The organism is Erwinia tasmaniensis Et1/99 (assembly GCF_000026185.1).
GTDB lineage: Bacteria > Pseudomonadota > Gammaproteobacteria > Enterobacterales > Enterobacteriaceae > Erwinia > Erwinia tasmaniensis.
The window spans coordinates 3727045-3749143 of the sequence record NC_010694.1 but is presented as its reverse complement, the minus strand read 5'-3'; the positions used below and the strand labels follow the sequence as shown (position 1 = coordinate 3749143).

General features: G+C 54.6%; 16 protein-coding genes. 8 read left to right on the top strand and 8 right to left on the bottom strand.

All coding sequences use genetic code 11. The features are described from left to right. Positions 1-4 precede the first annotated feature (4 nt). From kdpB to kdpD, 3 genes are read left to right on the top strand one after another with little or no spacing between them, the layout of a single operon-like run. The gene (gene kdpB, locus ETA_RS18000; protein WP_012443033.1) at positions 5-2053 is read left to right on the top strand and encodes a potassium-transporting ATPase subunit KdpB; all 2049 of its coding nucleotides are present in this window, start codon (positions 5-7) and stop codon (positions 2051-2053) included. A gap of 11 nt (positions 2054-2064) precedes the next feature. Further along, entirely contained in the window at positions 2065-2637 is a 573-nt protein-coding gene (kdpC, locus tag ETA_RS17995) for a potassium-transporting ATPase subunit KdpC (RefSeq protein WP_012443032.1), read from the top strand. Positions 2638-2646: 9 nt separating this feature from the next. Then, positions 2647-5319 (top strand): two-component system sensor histidine kinase KdpD, encoded by a 2673-nt coding sequence (gene kdpD / locus ETA_RS17990; protein WP_012443031.1) that lies wholly within the window; start codon positions 2647-2649, stop codon positions 5317-5319. A gap of 65 nt (positions 5320-5384) precedes the next feature. Here the strand turns inward: kdpD and ETA_RS17985 are convergent, their stop codons facing one another. Next, entirely contained in the window at positions 5385-6887 is a 1503-nt protein-coding gene (locus ETA_RS17985) for an RNA-directed DNA polymerase (protein WP_231853294.1), read from the bottom strand. 14 nt (positions 6888-6901) lie between these two features. After that, the gene (locus tag ETA_RS17980) at positions 6902-7552 is read right to left on the bottom strand and encodes a hypothetical protein (protein ID WP_012443029.1); all 651 of its coding nucleotides are present in this window, start codon (positions 7550-7552) and stop codon (positions 6902-6904) included. A 1171-nt stretch (positions 7553-8723) separates the two neighbouring features. Here ETA_RS17980 and ETA_RS17975 point away from each other — a divergent pair. Next, the gene (locus tag ETA_RS17975) at positions 8724-9302 is read left to right on the top strand and encodes a cupin domain-containing protein (RefSeq protein ID WP_042959211.1); all 579 of its coding nucleotides are present in this window, start codon (positions 8724-8726) and stop codon (positions 9300-9302) included. 12 nt (positions 9303-9314) lie between these two features. Continuing rightward, the gene (locus ETA_RS17970) at positions 9315-10331 is read left to right on the top strand and encodes an SMP-30/gluconolactonase/LRE family protein (RefSeq protein ID WP_012443027.1); all 1017 of its coding nucleotides are present in this window, start codon (positions 9315-9317) and stop codon (positions 10329-10331) included. 69 nt (positions 10332-10400) lie between these two features. Here ETA_RS17970 and ETA_RS17965 read toward each other — a convergent pair whose 3' ends face one another. After that, positions 10401-11945, bottom strand: a complete 1545-nt coding sequence (locus ETA_RS17965; RefSeq protein ID WP_012443026.1) for a methyl-accepting chemotaxis protein — start codon at positions 11943-11945, stop codon at positions 10401-10403. A gap of 235 nt (positions 11946-12180) precedes the next feature. Between ETA_RS17965 and ETA_RS17960 the strand changes: the two genes are divergently transcribed. After that, positions 12181-14016 carry an ABC transporter ATP-binding protein gene (locus ETA_RS17960; RefSeq protein WP_012443024.1) on the top strand — a complete coding sequence of 612 codons (1836 nt, stop codon included), beginning with the start codon at positions 12181-12183 and terminating at the stop codon, positions 14014-14016. Between the two features lie 31 nt (positions 14017-14047). Here the strand turns inward: ETA_RS17960 and ETA_RS17955 are convergent, their stop codons facing one another. Beyond that, positions 14048-15175, bottom strand: coding sequence for a GNAT family N-acetyltransferase (locus ETA_RS17955; protein ID WP_012443023.1), 1128 nt, complete (start codon positions 15173-15175; stop codon positions 14048-14050). A gap of 187 nt (positions 15176-15362) precedes the next feature. Between ETA_RS17955 and ETA_RS17950 the strand changes: the two genes are divergently transcribed. After that, a complete protein-coding gene (locus tag ETA_RS17950; RefSeq protein WP_012443022.1) occupies positions 15363-16265 on the top strand; it encodes a siderophore-interacting protein in 903 nt (300 codons plus the stop codon). On the opposite strand, the gene ETA_RS17945 is transcribed toward ETA_RS17950, so the two are convergent. After that, entirely contained in the window at positions 16266-17174 is a 909-nt protein-coding gene (locus ETA_RS17945; protein ID WP_012443021.1) for a LysR family transcriptional regulator, read from the bottom strand. It abuts the gene before it with no gap. 203 nt (positions 17175-17377) lie between these two features. On the opposite strand from ETA_RS17945, the gene ETA_RS17940 reads away from it, so the two are divergent. Then, entirely contained in the window at positions 17378-17710 is a 333-nt protein-coding gene (locus ETA_RS17940) for a helix-turn-helix domain-containing protein (RefSeq protein WP_012443020.1), read from the top strand. A 50-nt stretch (positions 17711-17760) separates the two neighbouring features. Here the strand turns inward: ETA_RS17940 and ETA_RS17935 are convergent, their stop codons facing one another. The 3 genes from ETA_RS17935 to ETA_RS17925 form a co-directional block, all read right to left on the bottom strand. After that, positions 17761-19866 (bottom strand): peptidase domain-containing ABC transporter, encoded by a 2106-nt coding sequence (locus tag ETA_RS17935; RefSeq protein WP_012443019.1) that lies wholly within the window; start codon positions 19864-19866, stop codon positions 17761-17763. Next, a complete protein-coding gene (locus tag ETA_RS17930) occupies positions 19859-21142 on the bottom strand; it encodes an HlyD family secretion protein (RefSeq protein WP_012443018.1) in 1284 nt (427 codons plus the stop codon). Before ETA_RS17930 ends, ETA_RS17935 begins: the two co-directional genes overlap by 8 nt. Before the next feature lie 533 nt (positions 21143-21675). Beyond that, complete coding sequence (locus ETA_RS17925; RefSeq protein ID WP_068794413.1) at positions 21676-21921, bottom strand: hypothetical protein; 246 nt, start codon at positions 21919-21921, stop codon at positions 21676-21678. Positions 21922-22099 lie beyond the last annotated feature (178 nt).

Below are 22099 nucleotides of genomic sequence, written 5' to 3'. Positions count from 1 at the left end.
AGTTATGAGTCGTAATCAACTGGCGCTGTTTGACGCGGCGCTGATGCGTGTCGCGCTGCTCGATGCGTTGAAAAAGCTGGACCCGCGTACCCAGGTGCGCAATCCGGTGATGTTTGTGGTGTGGCTGGGAAGTGTGGTCACTACGCTGCTGGCCGTCGCGATGGCCGCCGGTAAAACGCCGGGCGATACCGGATTTACCGTAGCCATTTCAGTCTGGCTGTGGTTTACCGTGCTGTTTGCTAACTTTGCCGAAGCGCTGGCGGAAGGGCGCAGCAAGGCGCAGGCCAACAGCCTGAAAGGCGTGACCAAAACCAGCTTTGCCAAAAAGCTGAACGAGGCGAAGTACGGCACCAGCCACTATCCGGTGGCGGCGGACACGCTGCGTAAAGGCGACTGGGTGCTGGTCGAAGCGGGCGATATTATCCCCTGTGACGGCGAGGTGCTGGAGGGCGGTGCCTCGGTGGATGAGAGCGCGATTACGGGGGAATCCGCTCCGGTGATCCGCGAATCCGGCGGCGACTTCTCCTCGGTGACCGGCGGTACGCGCATTCTTTCAGACTGGCTGGTGGTGCAGTGCAGCGTGAACCCCGGCGAAACCTTCCTTGACCGCATGATCGCGATGGTGGAAGGGGCGACAAGACGCAAGACGCCAAACGAAATCGCCCTCACCATCCTGCTGCTGGCGCTGACCATCGTGCTACTGCTGGCGACCGTGACGCTCTGGCCGTTTTCCGCCTGGGGCGGTAACCCGGTCAGTATCACGGTGCTGGTGGCCCTGCTGGTCTGTCTGATCCCCACCACCATCGGCGGCCTGCTGTCGGCGATTGGCGTGGCGGGCATGAGCCGGATGCTGGGGGCCAACGTGATTGCCACCAGCGGTCGCGCGGTGGAAGCCGCAGGTGACGTCGACGTGCTGCTGCTGGATAAAACCGGCACCATCACGCTGGGTAATCGGCAGGCCACGCAGTTTCTGCCTGCGGCGGGCGTGAGCGAGGAGCAGCTGGCGGATGCCGCCCAGCTCGCCTCTCTGGCTGATGAAACCCCGGAAGGGCGCAGCATTGTGGTGCTGGCCAAGCAGAAATTTAATCTGCGAGAGCGCGACCTTAACAGCATGGGCGCGACCTTTATTCCGTTCTCGGCGCAGACGCGCATGAGCGGGGTCAACGTCCAGCAGCGGGCCATCCGCAAAGGGGCGGCGGATGCGGTACGCCGCTATATCGACAGCAACGGCGGCCAGTTCCCAGGCGAGGTCAACAGCCTGGTCGATCGGGTGGCGCGCGCGGGCGGTACGCCGCTGGTGGTCAGTGACGGCAACCGGGTGATGGGCGTGGTGGCGCTGAAGGACATCGTCAAAGGCGGAATAAAAGAGCGCTTTGCCGAGCTGCGCAAGATGGGGATCAAAACCGTGATGATCACCGGTGATAATCCGTTGACCGCCGCCGCGATCGCCGCAGAGGCCGGAGTGGATGATTTTCTGTCGGAAGCCACGCCGGAAGCCAAGCTGGCGCTGATCCGCCAGTATCAGGCGGAAGGTCGGCTGGTGGCGATGACCGGCGATGGCACCAACGATGCCCCGGCGCTGGCCCAGGCCGACGTGGCGGTGGCGATGAATTCCGGCACCCAGGCGGCAAAAGAGGCCGGTAACATGGTGGATCTGGATTCAAACCCCACCAAGCTGCTGGAGGTGGTGCACATCGGTAAGCAGATGCTGATGACGCGCGGTTCACTGACCACTTTCAGCATCGCCAATGACGTGGCTAAATATTTTGCCATTCTGCCCGCCGCGTTTGCAGCGACCTATCCGCAGCTCAATCAGCTCAACGTGATGGGGCTGCATTCACCGGCATCGGCGATCCTGTCGGCGGTTATTTTTAACGCGCTGGTGATTGTGTTTTTGATCCCGCTGGCGCTGAAGGGCGTGAGCTACCGGGCGCTCAGCGCGGCGGCGCTGCTGCGCCGCAATCTGTGGATCTACGGCGTGGGCGGGCTGCTGGTGCCTTTCCTCGGCATCAAACTGATTGATATGCTGCTGACCGTCACCGGTCTGGCATAAGGAGAACGACCATGAGCCAACTTCGTCCTGCCGTCTTTTTAGTGCTGTTGCTGACGCTGATCACCGGGCTGCTCTATCCTTTATTGACCACCACGCTGGCACAGTGGATGTTCCCACAGCAGGCAAACGGCTCGCTGCTGCTGGAGCAGGGGAGCGTGCGCGGTTCGGCGCCGATCGGCCAGAGCTTCAGCCGCGCGGATTATTTCCAGGGGCGGCCATCGGCAACCAGCGATCGCCCCTATAATCCGCTGGCTTCCTCAGGCAGCAATCTGGCGGGCAGCAACCCGGCGTTGGATCAGGCGGTGAGCCAGCGCGTGGCGGCGCTGCGTGCGGCTAACCCGCAGGCCGGCCAGCAGGTGCCGGTTGACCTGGTCACGGCCTCCGCCAGCGGGCTGGATCCGCAGATTTCACCGCAGGCGGCGTACTGGCAGGCCGATCGCATCGCGGCGGCGCGTCGGCTGCCGCGGGAAGTGGTCAAACGCCTGATTGACGAGAATACCACCACGCCAATGCCGGCATTTCTTGGTGAACCGGCGGTGAACGTGCTGGCGCTGAACCTGGCGCTGGATGCGTTACAACGCTAAAGGACAGCTATGAACGATGAACTTCAGCGCCCCGACCCGGATGCGCTGCTACGCCAGGCGGTGGAAAGCCATCGCGGCAAGCTGAAAATTTACTTTGGTGCCTGTGCCGGGGTGGGAAAAACCTGGTCGATGCTACAGGAGGCGCGGCGACTGCGCGCCCAGGGTCTGGAGGTGCTGGTTGGCGTGGTGGAAACGCATGACAGGCCGGAAACCGCGGCGCTGCTGTCCGGACTGACTGTGTTGCCACGGCGAGCGACCGGGCCGCAGCGCCGCCCGGAATTTGACCTTGATGCCGCGCTGGCGCGCCATCCGGCGGTGATCCTGATGGACGAGCTGGCGCACAGCAACACGCCCGGTTCGCGCCACCCTAAGCGCTGGCAGGATATCGACGAGCTGCTGGAGGCGGGCATTGATGTGATGACCACCGTCAACGTGCAGCATCTTGAAAGCCTGAACGACGTGGTGGGCGGCGTCACCGGCATCCGGGTACGTGAAACGGTGCCGGATCCGTTTTTCGATGCCGCCGACGAAGTGGTGCTGGTGGATCTGCCGCCGGACGATCTGCGCCAGCGCCTGAAAGAGGGCAAGGTCTATATCGGTGAAAGCGCGGAACGCGCGATTGAAAATTTCTTCCGCAAGGGCAACCTGATCGCCCTGCGCGAGCTGGCGCTGCGGCGCACCGCCGACCGGGTAGATGACCAGATGCGTGCCTGGCGTGATACCCAGGGGCGCGAAAAGGTATGGCACACGCGTGATGCCATTTTATTGTGCATTGGCGATAACAGCGGCAGCGAAAAGCTGGTACGCAGCGCGGCGCGGCTGGCGGCGCGCCTCGACAGCGTATGGCACGCGGTATATGTCGAAACGCCGCGCCTGTACCGGCTGTCCGAGACGCGGCGGCGCGGCATTTTGCGTACGCTGCAACTGGCCCAGGATCTCGGCGCGGAAACGGCCACGCTCTCCGATCCCAGCGAAGCCAGCGCGGTGTTGCGCTACGCGCGGGAACATAACCTCGGCAAAATTATCATTGGCCGTCGGCCGACCCGGCGCTGGTGGCGTGAAAGTTTTGCCGAACGTGTCGGCGAGCTCGGCCCGGATTTGGATATTCTGATCGTCGCGCTGGATGACCCGCCGCCGGACAGCGTCAGCTCACTGGCTGAACGGGTTGATAGCCAGGAGGGAAAAAGAGGTAGCCAGCTGCGCGGCTGTGCCGCCGCCCTGTTGCTATGTATGCTGGTGACGCTGGCCGGGCGCTGGCTGCTGCCCGCGGTGGATTCGGTCAATCTGGTGATGGTGTACCTGCTGTCGGTGGTGATTGTTGCATTGCGCTACGGTCGCTGGCCGTCGGTGGTGGCAACCCTGCTGAATATCCTCGCCTTCGACCTGGTTTTTGTTGCGCCGACCGGCACTATGGTGGTGTCAGACGTGCAGTACCTGGTGACCTTTGGCGTGATGCTGGCCGTGGGGGTGATCGTCGGGAATTTAACCGCCGGAGTACGCTACCAGGCCAGGGTGGCGCGCTACCGTGAGCAGCGGGCACATCATCTTTATGAAACGGCAAAAGCCCTGAGTCGCGCCCTGACACAGCGCGATATCGCCTCCACGTTACAGCGCAGCGTGGAAAGTACCCTACAGGCGCGCAGCGAGCTTTACCTGCCGGACGAGCACGGCGAGCTGGTGCCAGTGGGCGCTGCGCATCTTAGCGCGGTGCCCGACCGGGCGATCGCGCGCTGGAGCTTTGATAAGGGCCAGCCAGCCGGCGCGGGCACCGATACCCTGCCGGGCGTGCAGTGGCAGATGCTACCGCTGAAAAGCGGCAGCGATATGCTGGGTCTGCTGATCCTGGAACCGCTTAATCTGCGTCAGCTGATGATCCCGGAACAGCAGCGGCTGGTGGAAACCTTTACCGTGCTGATCGCTAACGCGCTGGAACGCATGGCGCTGAGCCAGCGCGAAGCCGCCTCGCGGCTGGCAGCCGAGCGCGAACAACTGCGCAATGCGCTGCTGTCGGCGCTGTCGCACGATCTGCGCACCCCGCTGACGGTGCTGTTTGGCCAGGCGGAAATCCTCACGCTCGATCTCGCCAGTGCAAATTCCCCCTACGCCGGGCAGGCCAGCGCGATGCGTGAACAAACGCTGAATACCATCCGGCTGGTGAACAATCTGCTGGATATGGCACGTCTGCAATCTGGCGGCTTTAGCCTGCGCCGCGAGTGGATGGCGCTGGACGAGCTGATTGGCAGCGCGCTGCGTCAGCTTGCTCCGCTGCTGGCCGATCGTCCAGTCACACTCGATTTACCTGCCGAGCTGTTGCTGATTGACGTGGACGGCCCGCTGATGGAGCGGGTGCTGGTTAATCTGCTGGAGAACGCGCTGAAATATGCGGGTGATAAGGCACAAATTGGTATCCGGGCACGCGCCGTGGCGCAGCGGCTGGAGTTAGAAGTGTGGGATACCGGGCCTGGCATTGCGCCGGACCAGCAGCAGCTGATCTTTGAGAAATTCTCACGCGGCGATAAAGAGTCAACGGTACCGGGGGTTGGGCTGGGTCTGGCCATTTGCCAGGCTATCGTCACGCTGCACGAAGGCAAAATTCATGCGGAGAATCGGCCACAGGGCGGGGTAAGCTTTGTTATCTCTCTGCCGCTGACGGCACCGCCGATGCTGGAAGAGTATACTTAAACAGAAACATCAATTGCTGTTAGGAATATATATGATTTATGCGATAAATACGGTCTATCTTTATATTATCCTGAAATCCTCGGGAATAGATCAAATTCTAAAGAGTCAATCACGTCTTCTATTTCATGTAGCTTTGTTAAGTCAATTATTGGAGTTGTGTTCATGATTCGCATAATTTTTTTGGAACTGATCCATTCTGAATTCCATACAGAGTTATTTGGTTCTGTAACTAAATTGCAAAGTTTCTCGTTGAATGTAATTGTCTCTATATTTGATTTTATAGCTCTCTGAAACCATATTTCCATATACCCAATGTTAGGTAGTTTGTTGAATTTTATATTTATCCTTTTAATTAGTGAGGTCCGTTCTTCAATATCTGTTATTAAGGATAAGTATTTACTGAGTATGGCAAAAGCTACGGGATAGGTTCTTGGATTTCTATAAGAAATATCAATTATTATACTTATAATTGAGTAAGATGTTGTGCTGTCGAACTTTTTAAGTTTAACTATTCTTTTGTGAAACTCACTTAATGCTGTAGAAAGGCTTCCTGAATTAGGATAATTCAAAGAATGTTGCTTGATTAGAGAGCAATGCTTTAGTAGGTTATTATGATATCCTTTAGATGCCATCCAGGAATTTTTATCAGATTTGACTGATGAGGTAATAATGTCACTACTTGATTTTGTTTTAGATGAGTTTAGACGAAATCCCATATCAGACATCACATCAGCTAAAGTTTTTAATATAAGCTCCCCATCTGATTGATTATTGACAAATATGCGGTAATCATCGCGATAGCGGAGTATTTTATAGTCTGATATTAAAATTTCACTTAGCTTTTCACCAACGATTTCGTCAATGTAACCAAGGGTTATTTCAGCTATAAAGTCCATTAAAACAGAGCCCTGAGGTATTCCATTTGTTTGATTGAACTGCATTTTCTGAATAGTTTTATCAATGAAATTACCCAAGAGAGCTATACTGCGATTTATTTTAGCAACCTCTTTGGTTTCAACAGCCCAGGCAATAGAGTGTGTGTAAATAGAGCCATAACAATCAGCAATATCTGTTTCAAATAGATAGTCGTAATCTATAGCTAATTCAATAGATTGTAGTTCAAATTTCTGCCACCAACTATTAACCTGAGCCGCCTTATCTTTTTTGTTTTCAGAGGATTTTACAGGTATGCTTAAGCATGTTATTTTTTGGTTTGATGAGAATTTACTAAATCTTTCTTTTATTTTTTCCCAGTTTTTAGCCTCTGTTAACTCCCTCACTAAATAAAAGTATAAAACAGGGTGAATTAACTGCAAAGGACGCCAGGATAACTTCCCATCTTTGTTTGTATGTATGGTATGATTTACTTTCTCGCAATCTATTACCTTTTTTTCTGCCATAATTCCATTTAACTGTAAATCCCCCATTGTATTTTTAACTGCATCTAATATTGGTCTGAAGTTAAAGTAAGGCGGCATGTCTGCATTAAAATAACTTTCAGATTTAAGGAAAAAATCCTGAGCCTGCTCATGTGTAAGTTCTAATATTGTAATCGCTTCAGTATTCATATGTTCTCTCATGCTTAAAATGATGCTGGGTTAGGGTATATATAACCAGAGTGTTTTGATTCTCTTGTATTTTCAATGATATCGTTAAAGTAGTTAACCGGTATTTTTCTTATTGTTATGTCAAATAAATTTTCTTTGAGTAAAACCAATTCCGAATATTTTTTTATATTGTTTTTTCTATATTTAATGTCGGTAAAAGTTTTATAGAGTAACGTATTTACGGCTCTTATTTCAGATTTTTCAGGTGTGTTTGATGGGTGGGTTATCAGTTTTTTTAATATTTTAACCGCTGTGGACTCGCCATCTTGGGTGTTTGTTATGCTATCCGTGAGTGCAATGTATGTTTGCAATATATTGATTAGTCGTTTTTTTTCTTTATTTTCTTTGGGGCGGTTGATGGCTATAGTTGCCTCCGTACCTACGGTGACTGCGTCGCCAGAGCTTTCCCCTGTGAGGGGGTTGTAAGAAGCAATATCGAGAGGGTTTTGCCCGTTTAGCTCAAACCATCCCTTAGACGCATGGACACCGCAACAAAATGAACCTTGTTTTTTCTTATCTTCACGATCGGTAAAGATAAAAATATAATAGTCTGTTGTAAGTTTCCCTTTATGATAGGCATTTTTTTCCTGTCCAGGAAGTAATGTTGTTTTTGTTATGGCTTCCACTTCGAACTTTTCGAAAGCTTTTTTTCTTATATCTCCCCTACATAACTAAATATCTTAGGCCATTCCATAAATATCTCCTCAAATTCTAAGTAAAATATTTATATCATAAGTCATTAGATAATTCCTTTGGTGTCCGAGCGCTACATCATGCTTTCGGATTGAGCCTGGCGAGCTGTCTCACCTCTGCTGGCCAGAACGATTCCGGGACATCGAACTGTCAGGCTATACAAAGACGAAATTTTCTAAGGGCAAGGCCAAACCAGATGTTAACTAGGTCGTGACTGACAGCATCATCGAGGCGTTAGAATGGGGAGTTAAGGCGTAGGTATATCCGTGGAAGCTTAACGCGCGGTGTCAAGTGCTCCATTGAAACCCCACCACCCGCACAGCCTGCAGCGTTATGAATATCATGTTGTTACGGTGTAGTGCTGCAAAGCAGTGGTTTAATAATTCTCGCTGGTTGAACTACACCGAAGGCATTTTGTGAAGAAATCTTGCACGGCTATACGTTTCAGCAGAGTTGGCATTTTATCAAATGAGAAAAAAGTCAGACATGCCCACATGCTGTCCTGGAAAAAATCAGGATCCACTGAAATACGATTTAGATCAGAACTCTGTCGTAGGCGGCTTCTTTGAGACGGAAAAAAACCCGGTTTGGAAAACCAGGTTTATTTTCAGTTCCGGCTACGGTTGGAGGCCGCGCTCAGGAACAGGGTGCTGCATGTACCAACTCGCATTGATACACGCCGCGAGGGAAGTTCAAGAGTATAAGCGACGGGTAGCGCCTTCCTGAAAAGAAAGCGGCCAAGTGATAACGCTAAGTACTATCCTGCTGATGTTGCAGATACTGCACGTTAGCTTAAGCATTATCGTTGTTATCAAGCAACTGACCTGACGCCCCTAAGGGCAGAAGGAACTTGAACGAAGGCGAGGGCTAACCACCCCGCCTTTTTTCGTTTCAGCAACGGTAAGTTTAAGCAAGGTATTGTGGCGAATCCGGTAAACGGCAGCAAAATGCACCAACCGCTGGCTTATTCAAAGGACATCAGCCCCTTTATCACCGCACCTGAACACCTGTTTTAGGCATATTCCCTATCTGCCGGGGTAACCAGGTATGCGAGGATAGAGCCGTCTATAATAATACTCTGGTATTAATTATTAAGGGAATATGATGAAAGACAGCATGCTACGCAAAGTGGTACTTATTTGTGGCTTCACCGTTATGGCCTCTGCCGGGGCCAGTACTCAGGTACGCGCCGTGCCCGGCGATTCCCATGAGACCACCGTCAGCGACGGCAAAACCCAGCCACCGGTCAAATTTGCCACCGTCTGGGCCGACGATACGGGTGCCACGCATATCGGCCACTGCCGCTTTGAAGGGCTGGAGCATAAAAGCTATGCGCCGCCGTCCGCACCACAGTGGATTGGCCTCTCCCCGGATAAGGTCGAAAGCATTGCCTATGCCGTGCTGCCGCCGGGCTACGTGGGCAGCTGGCACCATGCGCCCGGTCCGCAGTGGGTGATTACGCTGTCGGGCAAGTGGTCGGTGGAAACGACAGACGGCAGCACCCTGGTACAGGGCCCTGGCGAAGTGCAGTTTAATGCCGATACCCCCTCCCGGCCACGTCCCGGCGATGACCGCGTGGGGCATATCACGCGCACCGTGGGCGCTGAGCCTAACGTCCAGCTGATTATTAAACTCAAACCCGATGCCGATAAGGCCCGCACCCGCGGTGCATGCGCATATTAAGGAGCCATTAACATGTCTTTTCACCACAAATCCTGGTTTTTGAGCGCCGTTGGCAGCATCGTTTTGTTGAATGCCGCCCAGAGCGCGGCAGCCGGATCGGATATCAAGCTGATTGCCGAACAGCCCGGCTTTTACGATCTTATCGCTAAACATCCCGTCGCGCAGAAGATAGCCGATAATGGCAAATGGCTTGAAGGACCGGCTTGCATCGCCCCTGACACGCTTATTTATAGTGATGTGAAGCGCAACGAGGTGATGAGCTGGTCAGAGAAGGACGGCCTGAAAAGCTGGCTTTCCCCGGCTGATTATCAGAATGGCCATACCGTTGACGCAGAGGGGAGAGTGATCGCCGCCTCCCACGGAAAACGCGCCGTTGTGCGCCGTGAGCATGACGGTAGCTGGACAACCCTGATAGATTCATGGCAGGGAAAACGCTTTCACAGCCCGAACGACGTCGCCGTGGCGCCGGATGGCGCAATCTGGTTCACCGATCCTAAATTCGGCATTCTGAGTAAGGAAGAGAGCGACGGAACAGGGAAGCCGGAGATAGAAGGGGAATTTGTCTATCGCTATGATCCGGTAGCGAAAAAGCTGTCTAAGATGAACACGCCTGAACTCTATACCCCTAACGGGCTGGCGTTTTCGCCGGACGGTAAGCTGCTTTACGTGTCGGATGCGCAGCTGGGGCACGATGTTAACAACACGTCGCTGCAACACCGCATTATGGTTTATCCGGTCAACGCGCAGCAGACCGAAGCAGGTCGGGTATTTGCTGAGATCTCACCGGGCGTTCCCGATGGCATAAAGGTCGATACCAAAGGCAATGTCTGGACCAGCAGCGAGGACGGCGTTCAGGTATTCTCACCGGCAGGGAAGCGTCTGGGGAAAATACTTATCCCCGCGAAGGCGACCGCGAATCTGGCGCTGTGCACCGATGCGCAGAACAGGCACTGGATGTACGTGACCGCGACCGACCGGGTGCTGCGTATCCCGGTGCGGGTGAAAGGGGCGGATACGCTACATAAATAGTCCCTCAGTTAAGCCGTCAGGACGGTGCGAAAAAAATGACGCCGTCCTGACCGTGCAGCAGGCAGACGTTTACACGTTGAAGCGCTCCACCATCCCGCGTAGCGCATGCGCCTGTGCAGAAAGAGACTGTGAAGCAGAGGATGACTCCTCCACCAGCGTGGCATTATTCTGCGTCACGCCGTCCATCTGACTGACCGCCAGGCTCACCTGGGAAATGCCCTGTAGCTGTTCTGAAGAGGAAAGGGCTATCTCATCCATCGCGGTGGCCAGCTCGCCGACCCTGGCGACGATGTTCACAATACTTTGCCCGGTACCTTGGGCGAGCGTCGCGCCGTTTTCCACCTGCGCGACGGTTCGTTCAATCAGTTCTTTGATCTCTTTTGCTGCCAACGCACTGCGCTGTGCCAGCGTCCTCACCTCACCGGCGACCACCGCAAATCCTCGCCCCTGTTCGCCTGCGCGTGCCGCTTCGACGGCGGCGTTCAACGCCAGAATATTGGTCTGGAAGGCGATCCCCTCGATAACGCTGATGATATCGCTCACCCTGACGGCGCTCAGAGAGATGTCACTCATGGTTTGAGTCATAAGCCGTACTTCAGCCTCGCCGCCACGCGCCGCCTTAGCGGTCTCACGGGCCGATTGCGCCGTTTGCTGGGCCCCGGCGGCGTTGCTTTTCACGGTGGCCGTTAGCTGTTCCATACTGGCTGCGGTTTCCTGTAACGCCGCCGCCTGCTGCTCGGTTCGTGACGACAGCTCCGTATTCCCAGAGGCGATTTCGTCGGAGGCTAGCGCAACGGAAGCCGAGGCTTCCTTAACCTGAGACACCAGACTGCGCAGGCGCTCTTGCATCACGTCCAGCGAGGCAAGCAGGCTGCTGCCGTCATGACGGCGTAATACGATCGATGTGGTGAGATCGCCACTGGCAATAGCGGCAGCCAGCTGCTGCGCCTGTCGTGGCTCGCCGCCTAACTGGCGCGTCAACACCCGCACAGTGAACAGACAGATACACACCGCTGTCACCACGGAGAGTAAAATCAGTGCGCTAAGGAGTAATAAAATGTGCTGAGCGGCATCGCTGTCTGCCTGCGCTTTGTCTTCAGCCGCTTTGGTTTGCAGGCTTGTCAGGCTGTTCAGGCTGGCGACCAAAATCTGTTGAGGGGGTCTGACCACCTGGGTCAGATAGTCAGCGAACCCTTCTAGCTGATGCTGTTGCCCCATGCGGGCGGCATTTTCCAGCGCCGACAGGGCGGCCTTTTCGTTATCGCTCACCCGACCCAGTAATTCCAGTTCTTCTGGCGAGGTATGCGCCCGGATCATAGCGGCAAGCGCGTCGCGCTTTTGCAGGTAAACCGACTTCTGCTGCTGAAAACGCTGCCCTTCTGACGCTATCGCCTGGGGATCGGAGAAAAGCGCCATATTTCTGACTTCGACCAGCATGTTTCGCAAGGCGGTGCCCATTTCATTTGCCAGCACCATTTTTTTCATTTGATGATTGACCACCTCATCCATGCCGTGACGGGCCTTATTCAGGCCGTTCCAGGCGATGGCAGAACAGAGCACAAAGATGAAAATTAGCAGGGCATAGCCTGCTATCAGACGGGTCGATATTTTCATTCGTTTATCCAGATCTTCTGTGTGAAAAAAAGACTATCGGCACTTTATGACCAGGAAACAGGGGGGAAGAGAAAGTTATTTCAGACGACAGGGCGGCAAGCGGTCTTTCAAACAGGGTGCCGTGGTTGACGATTGCCATGGCAACCATTTTTCGCCATAACCCGGTGGTCGACTTCTGTCCGTGCCACTCATGCACTAAGCTTTAGGTTTACTGACCTGCAAGTGAGCCTGCCTTATGCCGTATCGCCGTTTTGAAAGGATCATCGATATCTTCAAGGATGCCCCGGCCGACACGCCGCCTGACCGCATCTGGGCGTTTTATCTGTTCTATCTGCGCCAGGTATGGCCGAGCTTCGCGCTGCTGCTGGCGATCGGACTTATTGCCTCATTAATCGAAGTGGCGCTGTTCCGCTACCTTAGCCGGATTATTGACCTGGTGAATGTCGGTCCTGCCGTGACCTTTTTTAGCGATCACGGCGGTGAACTGCTGTGGATGGCGGCGGTGGCGCTGCTGCTGCGGCCGCTGTTTATCGGCCTGCACGATCTGCTGGTTCACCAGACGATTAACCCCGGTATGACCAGCATGATCCGCTGGCAACATCATAATTACGTGCTGCGTCAGAGCCAGAACTTCTTCCAGAACGACTTTGCCGGGCGTATCGCCCAGCGCATTATGCAAACCGGCAACGCGCTGCGCGACTCGGCGGTGCAGGCGGTGGATGCCCTGTGGCACGTGCTGATCTACGCCATCACCACCCTGGTGCTGTTCGCCGAGGCCGACTGGCGCCTGACCATCCCGCTGATTATCTGGATCGTTGGCTATATTCTCTGTCTGCGCTACTTTGTGCCGCGCGTCAAAGCGCGTTCGGTGGCCTCTTCCGATTCCCGCTCGCGCCTGATGGGCTTCATTGTTGACGGCTACACCAATATCGCCACCCTGAAGCTGTTCGCCCACAGCGACCTGGAGCGCCAGAACGCGCGTGAGGCGATTGGCGATCAGACGATCAAAACGCGCAACCAGGGACGGATGGTCACCGGCATGGACGTGGTGGTCACCACGCTGAACGGCCTGCTGATTGTCAGTACGACCGGGCTGGCGCTGTGGCTGTGGACACAGTCGCTGCTGAGCGTGGGGGCCATTGCGCTGGCCACTGGGCTGGTGATCCGCATCGTCAATATGTCCGGCTGGATTATGTGGGTGGTGAACGGCATTTTCGAGAATATCGGCATGGTGCAGGACGGCCTGAAAACCATTGCCCAACCGGTTAACGTCAGTGATAAAGATCAGGCCCCGGCGCTGCGGGTGGAGAAGGGCGAGATCCATTTTGACGCCGTTGACTTCAACTACGGCGGCGAGCGTACGGTGATCGACAACCTACAGCTGACCATCCGGCCCGGCGAAAAAATTGGGCTGATTGGCCCTTCCGGCGCCGGGAAATCGACGCTGGTTAATCTGCTGCTGCGGCTTTATGACCTGAACGGCGGGCGTATTACCATCGACGGGCAGAACATTGCCGACGTCAGCCAGGAGAGCCTGCGTGCGCAGATTGGCATGATCACTCAGGATACCTCGCTGTTGCACCGCTCAATTCGTGACAACCTGCTGTATGGCCGCCCGAACGCCAGCGAAGACGAGTTACAGCAGGCGATCCACCGGGCGAAAGCGGATGAGTTTATTCCGCTGCTGTCCGACCCGCAGGGGCGTACCGGGCTGGACGCCCATGTGGGTGAGCGCGGGGTGAAGCTCTCCGGCGGGCAGCGCCAGCGTATCGCCATTGCGCGCGTGCTGCTGAAAGATGCCCCGATTCTGATCATGGATGAGGCCACGTCGGCGCTGGATTCTGAAGTGGAGGCGGCGATCCAGGAGAGCCTGGAAAACCTGATGGGCGACAAAACGGTGATCGCCATTGCCCACCGCCTCTCCACTATCGCCCGCATGGACAGGCTGGTGGTGCTGGAGCAGGGCCGGATTGCCGAAATCGGCACCCACAGTGAACTGCTGGCGCACGGCGGGCTGTATGCGCGCCTGTGGCGGCACCAAACCGGGGGATTTGTCGGCGAGGCGTTATGACCCGGCCCGGCTGGCTGGGCATGGCTTGATTTTATGGTGTTGAGAGACGATAGGGCAGCGCTTCACGCGCCTCAACGGCCCAGGCACGGATGCCGTCGCGCTCCTGGTGCAGAAAGCGGGCGACCGCGTCGTGCAGGCCCGGATGGCGCAGCAGATGCCAGGATTCGGTCAGAACCGGCTCGAAGCCACGGATCAGCTTATGTTCACCCTGTGCTCCGGCATCGAAACGCGCCAGTCCGTGCGCTATGGCATATTCCATACCCTGGTAAAAACAGGTCTCAAAATGCAGGCGGTTGTACTCTTCCAGGCATCCCCAGTAGCGGCCATAGAAGGTCTCGCCGTCTACCAGGCTGAAAGCCATCGCCAGCGTATGGCCCTGTCGGCTGGCGATAACCACGCGGATGGCGGCGGGCATCCGCTCTGCCAGTAAACTGAAGAACAGCCGGGTGAGATAGGGCTGGCGGCCGCGCACACGGTAGGTATTGGCGTAGCAGGTATAGATAAAGTCCCACTGCGCTTCGCTCAGTTCCGCGCCCTGATACCAGATAAACTCCACGCCCTGGCCCGCTACCAGCTGGCGCTCTTTGCGTAGCTGCTTGCGCTTGCGCGAGGTGAGGGTATCAAGAAAGTCCTGAAAGTCGCGGTAGCCGGGGTTGTGCCAGTGGTACTGGCAGCCAAGACGCAGCAGCCAGCGTTGATCCTGCTGCAACAGCGGGTGCATGCGCCGATCGCTGAAGTTTATATGCGCACTGTGCAGCTGCCCTGCATCCAGAAAGCCGGGCAGCGCCCGCAACAGCCGTGCGGCGGCGGCATCATCGCCCAGCAGCCGTGCGCCGCTCACCGGACTGAAAGGAACCGCCGACAGCCATTTCGGATAATAAGGCAGTCCGGCGCGCTGGCAGGCTTCCGCCCAGCCCTGATCGAACACGTACTCGCCCATCGAATGGCTTTTCGCGTAGCCGGGCAGCGCCGCGCGCGGAGCGCCATCTTCAATCCACAGCAGGTGCTGCGGCAGCCAGCCGCTGGCGCGGCTCACCGAGCCGCTCTCCTCCAGCGCATTAAGAAAAGCATGACGCAGGAAGGGCTGCTCGTTGGGGGTCAGAGCATCCCACTGGCTGGCCGGAATATCGGCCAACCGGGTCAGGAGAGTCAGGGACATCGGTGTGCTCCGCATCGATTACAGTGAAACGCTACGTTGAACGTTTTTAGCCCGGCGATCAATCGGTTCTGCACCGCACGTGGGTAAAGAGACCTCATTCTCATTCTCATTATCATTTGGCTTTGCTATTCTTTGCCCCTTCAGGCGCGTGGTACGACGTGCGGGGTTTCCAGGTTTATAAGGCGGAATGATGGCAGATGTTCAGGAGTATCGCTTATTCAACGTAGTGCTGGCGCGTAAGCAGGTACTTTCTCCTTCGATGCTGTGCTGTGTGTTCAGCGGTGATGACGTGCGCCAGATGAAGATGGAGGCACCAGACCAGCGTATCAAGCTGCTGTTCCCATCGCGCAACGGCACGCCTTCGGCGCTGTGTGGCATAAAATCCTGGTGGGAAACCGTCTGTGCCATGCCGACAGAACTCCGCCCGATTGCGCGAACCTACACCCTGCGCCACGTCAATGCGCAGGCCGGCGAGTTTGAAGTGGAGTTCGTCATGCACGGAACGGATGGGCCGGCGTCTGCGTGGGCGCTGGCGGCGCAGCCGGGCGATCCTTTACAGATTATCGCGCCAAACGGTGCCTGTACCACCGACAGCGGCGGCTACGAGTGGAACCCGCACCGCGACGTTGAGCGGGCGCTGGTGGTGGCTGATGAAACCGCATTTCCGGCGGCAAAGGCCATCCTCGAACAGCTGGCGCAATGGCGCAATCCGCCGCCGCTGCAAATGTTTCTTGAGCTGCCGAAACGCGCTGACTGTATCGATCTGAGTCAATATCGCTTTGCCGATATTCACTGGCTGCCGCGCGACGAGAGCGGCGCGGCGCACGGTGAAGCGATGCTGAATGCGGTCAGGCAGCATGTGGTACTGCCAGCGGCGGCGATGGAGCGTCAGGAGCTGTCAGAGGGCGATGAGGGCGACCTGCTGTGGGATCGTGCTGCCGGGGCCGATACCTGTTTTCACGGCTGGGTGGCCGCCGAGTCCAGCGCGGTGAAACAGGTACGGCGCTATCTGATTGGCGAGCGCGGCCTGTCTTCTGAATGTATTAGCTTTATGGCTTACTGGAGCCGCGGCCCCCGGCGCAAATGCTAACTAAGGTTCCATCAATAGCGGGCAGGCGTTTTTCAACGTGTTGTAGAACCAGGTTTTGGCGGTGATATCGCCAATTTCAGGGTGGCCGTAGAGATAAACCTCAAGATTGGGCAGTTCGAAGGGCAGTTCGACGATGCGGCCATTGCCGCGCGCGGCGTAGACCTTCGCCGCGCTGAAAGGCAGCAACACCAGCAGTTCGCTGCTGGCTATCAGTTCGCCCAGCGCCGCAAAGTGCGGCACTTCCAGGGCAATACGGCGTTCGAAGCCGTACTCTTTAATCCGCTCTTCCACCATATAATGCCCGCTGCTGGCAGACACCATAATGTGCTGCTCATTCAGCCAGGCGGGCAGCGTCAGGGTGTCGCCAATACGCGGATGCTGGTTGTTCAGCAGGCAGACGTAGCGCTCATCCATAATGCGATCGCGCTGTGCCAGCGAAATGCGCTCGTTGCGGCTACATAGCGCGGCATCGATATGGCCTGTCAGCAGCCATTCATCCATTTTGTGCATTTCTACCGGGATCACTTCCAGACGCACGTTGGGGGCTACGGTGCGCAGGTGCTTCACCAGCCGGGGCAACAGCAAAAGCTCGCCGAGATCGGAAAGGGCGAGGCGAAATCTGTGAAAGGATGTTTCCGGGGAAAAGCTACGCGTGTCCGCGACCGCTTTTTCAATCCCGCTAATTGATTTCTTAAAGACTTCATACAGCTGGTTGGCGGTCGGAGTGGGCAGCATCCCTTTACGACTGCGTTTAAACAGTTCGTTATCTGTCTCAACCCGCAGCCGGGCTAAGGCGTAGCTGGCGGAAGGCTGGGTGATAAACAGTCGTGCGGCGGCCCCGCTGACGCTGCGGGTTTCGTAAATCGCGATAAACACCCGTACCAGATTGAGATCCATCATTACTGACATATAGTTCCAGTCTATTAGAGGAGATTAATATTATCTATTTGAACTATTTTAAACACTCTAATAACATCCATTCCACGTTTTATTGATATCTTATGGCTTTCTTTTAACTCAAAACTTAATTCAATAAAATCAACATAATAAAGCACATTTTTACATTTAAATCAGGGAAAGGATGGGGAATACCCATATCGCGGAGCAGTAAAATGAAAAACGAAATTGTTGATGTCATCGTCGACTGGATCGAATGCCATATCGAAGAAGGGCTGAATATTGAAGCGGTTGCGGCAAAATCGGGCTATTCGAAATGGCATTTGCAGCGTGCTTTTAAGGCGCAAAAGGGGATCACGCTGGCGACCTTTATTCGTGGACGCCGTCTTGAGCAGGCCGCGCAAAGCCTGGTGAATTCAACCAAAAGTATTATGGCTATCTCAACCGAGCTCGGCTTCTCTTCCCAGCAGTGTTTCCAGCGCGTCTTCAAAAAACACTTCCACATTACGCCGCGCGATTACCGCATCCGGCATCGCCAATATCACTGAGTTGAATGGCAAAAACAGTGCCAGACGGGGGAAAGCCACATCAGGTACGTTTATTCCCCAACCAGTGTTATCACTCTGTCTGCCGAGGCTATTGTCGTTTCACGGTGAGCGATGATAATCCGCGTAATGCTGAGGCTTTTGATGGCCTGATTCACTGCATCCTCACTTTCCTTGTCCAGCGCGCTGGTTGCCTCATCCAGAAACAGGATCCCAGGTTTTTTGTAAAGTGCCCGTGCAATGAACAGGCGTTGCTTCTGGCCGCCGGATAAGCCTTCCCCCAGTTCACCGATAAACGTTTCATATCCCATTGGCATGTGCATGATGACCTCATGCAGGTAGCTGATCCTGGCACACTCCTGCATCCACTCTTCATCCATCTCATCCGTAAAACCGCATATATTATCCCGCACAGAACCGGAGAATAGCCTGTCGTCCTGCATCACACAGGCGATCATCTTGTGATAGTTATTGATACCCAATTGCTGAATATCAGTACCGTTTACCTTGATTTCGCCGCCATCTGGCGTAAATAACCCACACAATACCTTCATTAGTGTGGTTTTCCCCACCCCGGACGGCCCGACGATAGCCACGTTTTCACCCGGTGCAATGGCGGTGTTCAGATCGCTGAAAACGGCGGGCGACTGGCTGTCATAACGGAACATCAGCGCGCGCGTAGTCAGCGAAGCCGGCTTCAGTTCGGCCTTGTAGGGAAGGTCGGGTTTGCGCATCTCCGGCGGATGCAGGGCGATATCGGCAATACGTTCGTTGTGCAGGCTCATCATGCGCAACCGCAGCAAAAACTCTGTCAGTGAACCGATCCGGTCAGAGAACTGCCCACGGAAAGCGCCAAATGCGACGAACATACCCATAGTCATCTGATTGTCGATCACCAGGCTGATGCCGAGCCACAGGATCACCACCTGATCACAGGCTGCGAAAAAAGTGTTGATACCACCAAACAGCATATCCATTTTGTTGACCCGGATATCGGTATTAACACTGTCGATTTCAAGATTAAGCCAGTGCGTACTTCGGCGTTCCGCCATGCCCTGCATCTTGATCGTGGCGATGCCGTACAGTGTTTCCATAAAATACGAACTGGCCCGGGCACTCCTCACCAGCGACTCCTCGGACAGTTGCCGATAATAACTGTAGGTCAGCAGGCGCAACAGCACGTACAGGGCGGTAAAGGCGACCACTATTCCGCTCAGCCAGCCTCCATAGAGAACCATCATTACCAGCACGCCGATAACCATGATGCTGTCCATGATGGCGCCGACGATGCTGTTGGTGAACGTACTGCGAAGCGCATCCAACGAACCGAAGCGCGACTGGATGTCACCCAGCTTTCGCCGTTCAAAATAGGCCAGCGGCAGACGTAGCAGGTGGTTAAACAGTCCCGACTGCCACTGAACTTTGATCAATGTCGACATCACCAGAGAAGACCAGGCGCGCACCATGCTGACAGCCACCCGCAGCAGGATGAACATCATTAATCCGGCACAGATCAGGGTCAGCAGGCCGCGATCGCCGGAAGGCAGCGCATGATCCATCACCAGTTGTGTGCCGATCGGCATCACCAGATTAATGGCTTCGATCACCAGTGACAGACAAAATATTTTGCCGAGCACACCTTTCAGGCCGTGCACACTGCCAATCAGCGTACGCAGGCTTAAGCGGCTACGCAGGGTGTCGGCGGTGAAATCGCTGCCTGGCCATGACTCGAGCGCCACGCCAGTAAAGCTTTGCGACAGTTCGGCTTGACTCACAATCCGACGCCCGCGAGCCGGGTCGTGCAGTACCACCCCGTTGCGCCTGATGCTTACCAGCACCACAAAATGGTTGAAGTTCCAGTGCAGTATGCAGGGAAGTTTAAGTGCGCCGAGATCGCCGAGATCCAGTGACAGCGGGCGCGTGACCAGACCCATCCGATCGGCGATACCGATTAGGCCGGACAGCGTAGTGCCACGCGTCGACAGACAAAACTGTCGACGTAATGCGATCAGATCGACGTTTTTGCCAAAGTGTCCGCAGATCATCGCGAGGCAGGCCAGTCCGCACTCCGAAGATTCGGTTTGATGGATCAACGGGACGCGGCGACGTAAGCGCATGTCCAGTTGGTCAATCAATGTTTTTAAGCGGAGCTTACTCATTCACCAGCCCCTGCGCGCTGTGTTTCATATCGTAGAACGGCGACAACATCCATTGATAGATTTTCCTTTTTTCAAGAAACAGGGTGCTATGCGCCTTCATGCCATTTTCCAGGCTCAGGTGCTTACCGCCGTACGCAACGCTCTGCTTTTCCGGCCTGACGATCACCTTGTAGTAGGGGATGGCAGCCGTCGGTGCGTCCCTGGGCGCGCCCTGCCAGGTCATCATCTCCTGCGGTGAGGCTGGCGTTTTTGATATGACGGATACGGTACCGGCGAACTGGCCGAATTTCTCTGCCGGGAAAGCTTCATAGCGAATATTGACCCGATCGCCCGCGTTGATGTAGGGGATGGCGTCATTAGGTACCCAGAGGATCAGGGAGTAATGGTCCACGTTGTGCGGGGTGAGCTGCAGCAGGCTGTCGCCCGCATTGACCATTTGCCCGACCGTGACGCTGAGTGAATCGATGCGGCCATCGGTCAGCACACGCACGATGATCGCGCCGTCTGCATCGATGTTAAGCAGCTCTTTCTGTCGTTCGTAACGCTGCAGCTCCATCTGGTAAATTTGATTGTCATAGTCGGCTGCCTTGATGTGGATCTGGCTTTCCAGCGCGGTGATCTGTCGTGCATTTTGCTCGTTTTGTCCGGACAGACCCAGTAGGCTATTTTGCTGCTGGTAATACAGCGCCACCTGATTGGTCAGCTGATCCTTATTGATAAGTCCTTTCGCCTGATATTGTCGATAGTTCTCCATATTCTCCATATTCTCCTTTATGATGCGGACCCCCTCCTGGGCACGGTGGATAATGTCGTTAGAATGCTGAAATGCTCGGGTGTACTGCACCTTCTGCTTTTCCAGCATCTCGAGGGTGTCTTTCTTGCTGCTTTCCAGTCGGCTGATCATCTGAGTGATACGCGCCAGCTGGTTATTAATATCCCTGTACTGGTTGTCACTGACCACGCCGCTGCGGGTGCTTTTACTGACGTCGATTTGGTAGACAGGGGAGCCAGCTCTGATGAGCTCCCCTTCATTGACGAATTGTTTGACCACAACCCCACGGACAGCAGAATAGACGTTAGCTGCACGGGGGTAGGTGGATATCTCACCTGTAACATTCACCCGCCTGTTATAGCTGCCGACGATAACAAAGGTCAGGAAAGCAATAATGAAGAAGAGAGACAATCCCGCCATAATCCAGAAAGGAATACCGGGGAGAAGGAGCGCCCTACCGCGCCATTTCATTTTCTGGTTATCAAGCGCTTCCTGGCGAAACAACGTATATTCTCCTGAAGGATTTATTTTACTGGCACATAAAAATGTGACTTTTAAATCTACTTTATCAAATTCATTTTTTTCATCCGGATTAACAAATTAACTACTATTTTAAAAAGAAATCACAATGCAAGGAATGATGAAAATCGATAGGAAAACGCCAGTGAATGGTCTTTTCTCCATGTGTCTTTATGGGAAGCAGGGGTATGGTTATAAGAAAGCCAAATAATAGAGAGGTCTTTTTTAACAGAACGCCGTCCACCATCAGTCATTTCTATATAAAGTGATTAAGTTTACGCGTGATAGTATTCTGTTACGATATCAAAATATATTATTTAGTCATGGAGATAGCTTTAACAGAAGTGTTAGCTTCACACGTCCTTGTCAGATTAAGAACGCTGACTACGTATTGGTCAAGCCATCTCATCAGCCAGGATTTCTCTCCGAATCATGAATTACGCTGACATTCAACCAACAGCTCTGGTCAGAGCGAGATCCTCAACCACCAGATAATCTATAGTATTTTATAAAGCCTGCTAGAAACAAACTTGATAACCACGCTCAATGTGGCAAACGCGCGGGGGCAGTGGTGCTGGCATGGAACCGATAGCGACACCTAAGCCCCCAAGAAGAGCGCCAGCTACCACTCCGTAAGGGCCGCCAGGAATACCAGCAATGGCCCCTATAATCGCCATTTCACCAGCAGCATTTGCTACCGTCGCTGGCGCGCCACCATCACCACCTGAGACGACACTTATCTCTCCAAAATTCAATATTTCCATTTTTATCTCCGGTCAATTATTCACTATGGGTGAAGTTATCGAGTACCTTTGAGAGAACCATTTTGACCAAACTGCGAAAGCCAAAAAAGCTCACCAAAATAAGGATAATGTCGGGAAAGTTTTCATTCTCAATCAAACGAATGCTTGATGTATAAGCCAGGAGCATTGTTAGTGCTAA

What these genes read in the sequence shown, in the direction of transcription:
- ETA_RS17925 (WP_068794413.1), bottom strand. Translation starts at nt 21,921, where the DNA reads ATGGAAATATTGAATTTTGGAGAGATAAGTGTCGTCTCAGGTGGTGAT.
- ETA_RS17970 (WP_012443027.1), top strand. Translation starts at nt 9,315, where the DNA reads ATGTCTTTTCACCACAAATCCTGGTTTTTGAGCGCCGTTGGCAGCATC.
- kdpC (WP_012443032.1), top strand. Translation starts at nt 2,065, where the DNA reads ATGAGCCAACTTCGTCCTGCCGTCTTTTTAGTGCTGTTGCTGACGCTG.
- ETA_RS17985 (WP_231853294.1), bottom strand. Translation starts at nt 6,887, where the DNA reads ATGAATACTGAAGCGATTACAATATTAGAACTTACACATGAGCAGGCT.
- ETA_RS17965 (WP_012443026.1), bottom strand. Translation starts at nt 11,945, where the DNA reads ATGAAAATATCGACCCGTCTGATAGCAGGCTATGCCCTGCTAATTTTC.
- ETA_RS17945 (WP_012443021.1), bottom strand. Translation starts at nt 17,174, where the DNA reads ATGTCAGTAATGATGGATCTCAATCTGGTACGGGTGTTTATCGCGATT.
- ETA_RS17935 (WP_012443019.1), bottom strand. Translation starts at nt 19,866, where the DNA reads ATGAGTAAGCTCCGCTTAAAAACATTGATTGACCAACTGGACATGCGC.
- ETA_RS17960 (WP_012443024.1), top strand. Translation starts at nt 12,181, where the DNA reads ATGCCGTATCGCCGTTTTGAAAGGATCATCGATATCTTCAAGGATGCC.
- ETA_RS17940 (WP_012443020.1), top strand. Translation starts at nt 17,378, where the DNA reads ATGAAAAACGAAATTGTTGATGTCATCGTCGACTGGATCGAATGCCAT.
- kdpB (WP_012443033.1), top strand. Translation starts at nt 5, where the DNA reads ATGAGTCGTAATCAACTGGCGCTGTTTGACGCGGCGCTGATGCGTGTC.
- ETA_RS17975 (WP_042959211.1), top strand. Translation starts at nt 8,724, where the DNA reads ATGAAAGACAGCATGCTACGCAAAGTGGTACTTATTTGTGGCTTCACC.
- ETA_RS17950 (WP_012443022.1), top strand. Translation starts at nt 15,363, where the DNA reads ATGATGGCAGATGTTCAGGAGTATCGCTTATTCAACGTAGTGCTGGCG.
- ETA_RS17955 (WP_012443023.1), bottom strand. Translation starts at nt 15,175, where the DNA reads ATGTCCCTGACTCTCCTGACCCGGTTGGCCGATATTCCGGCCAGCCAG.
- kdpD (WP_012443031.1), top strand. Translation starts at nt 2,647, where the DNA reads ATGAACGATGAACTTCAGCGCCCCGACCCGGATGCGCTGCTACGCCAG.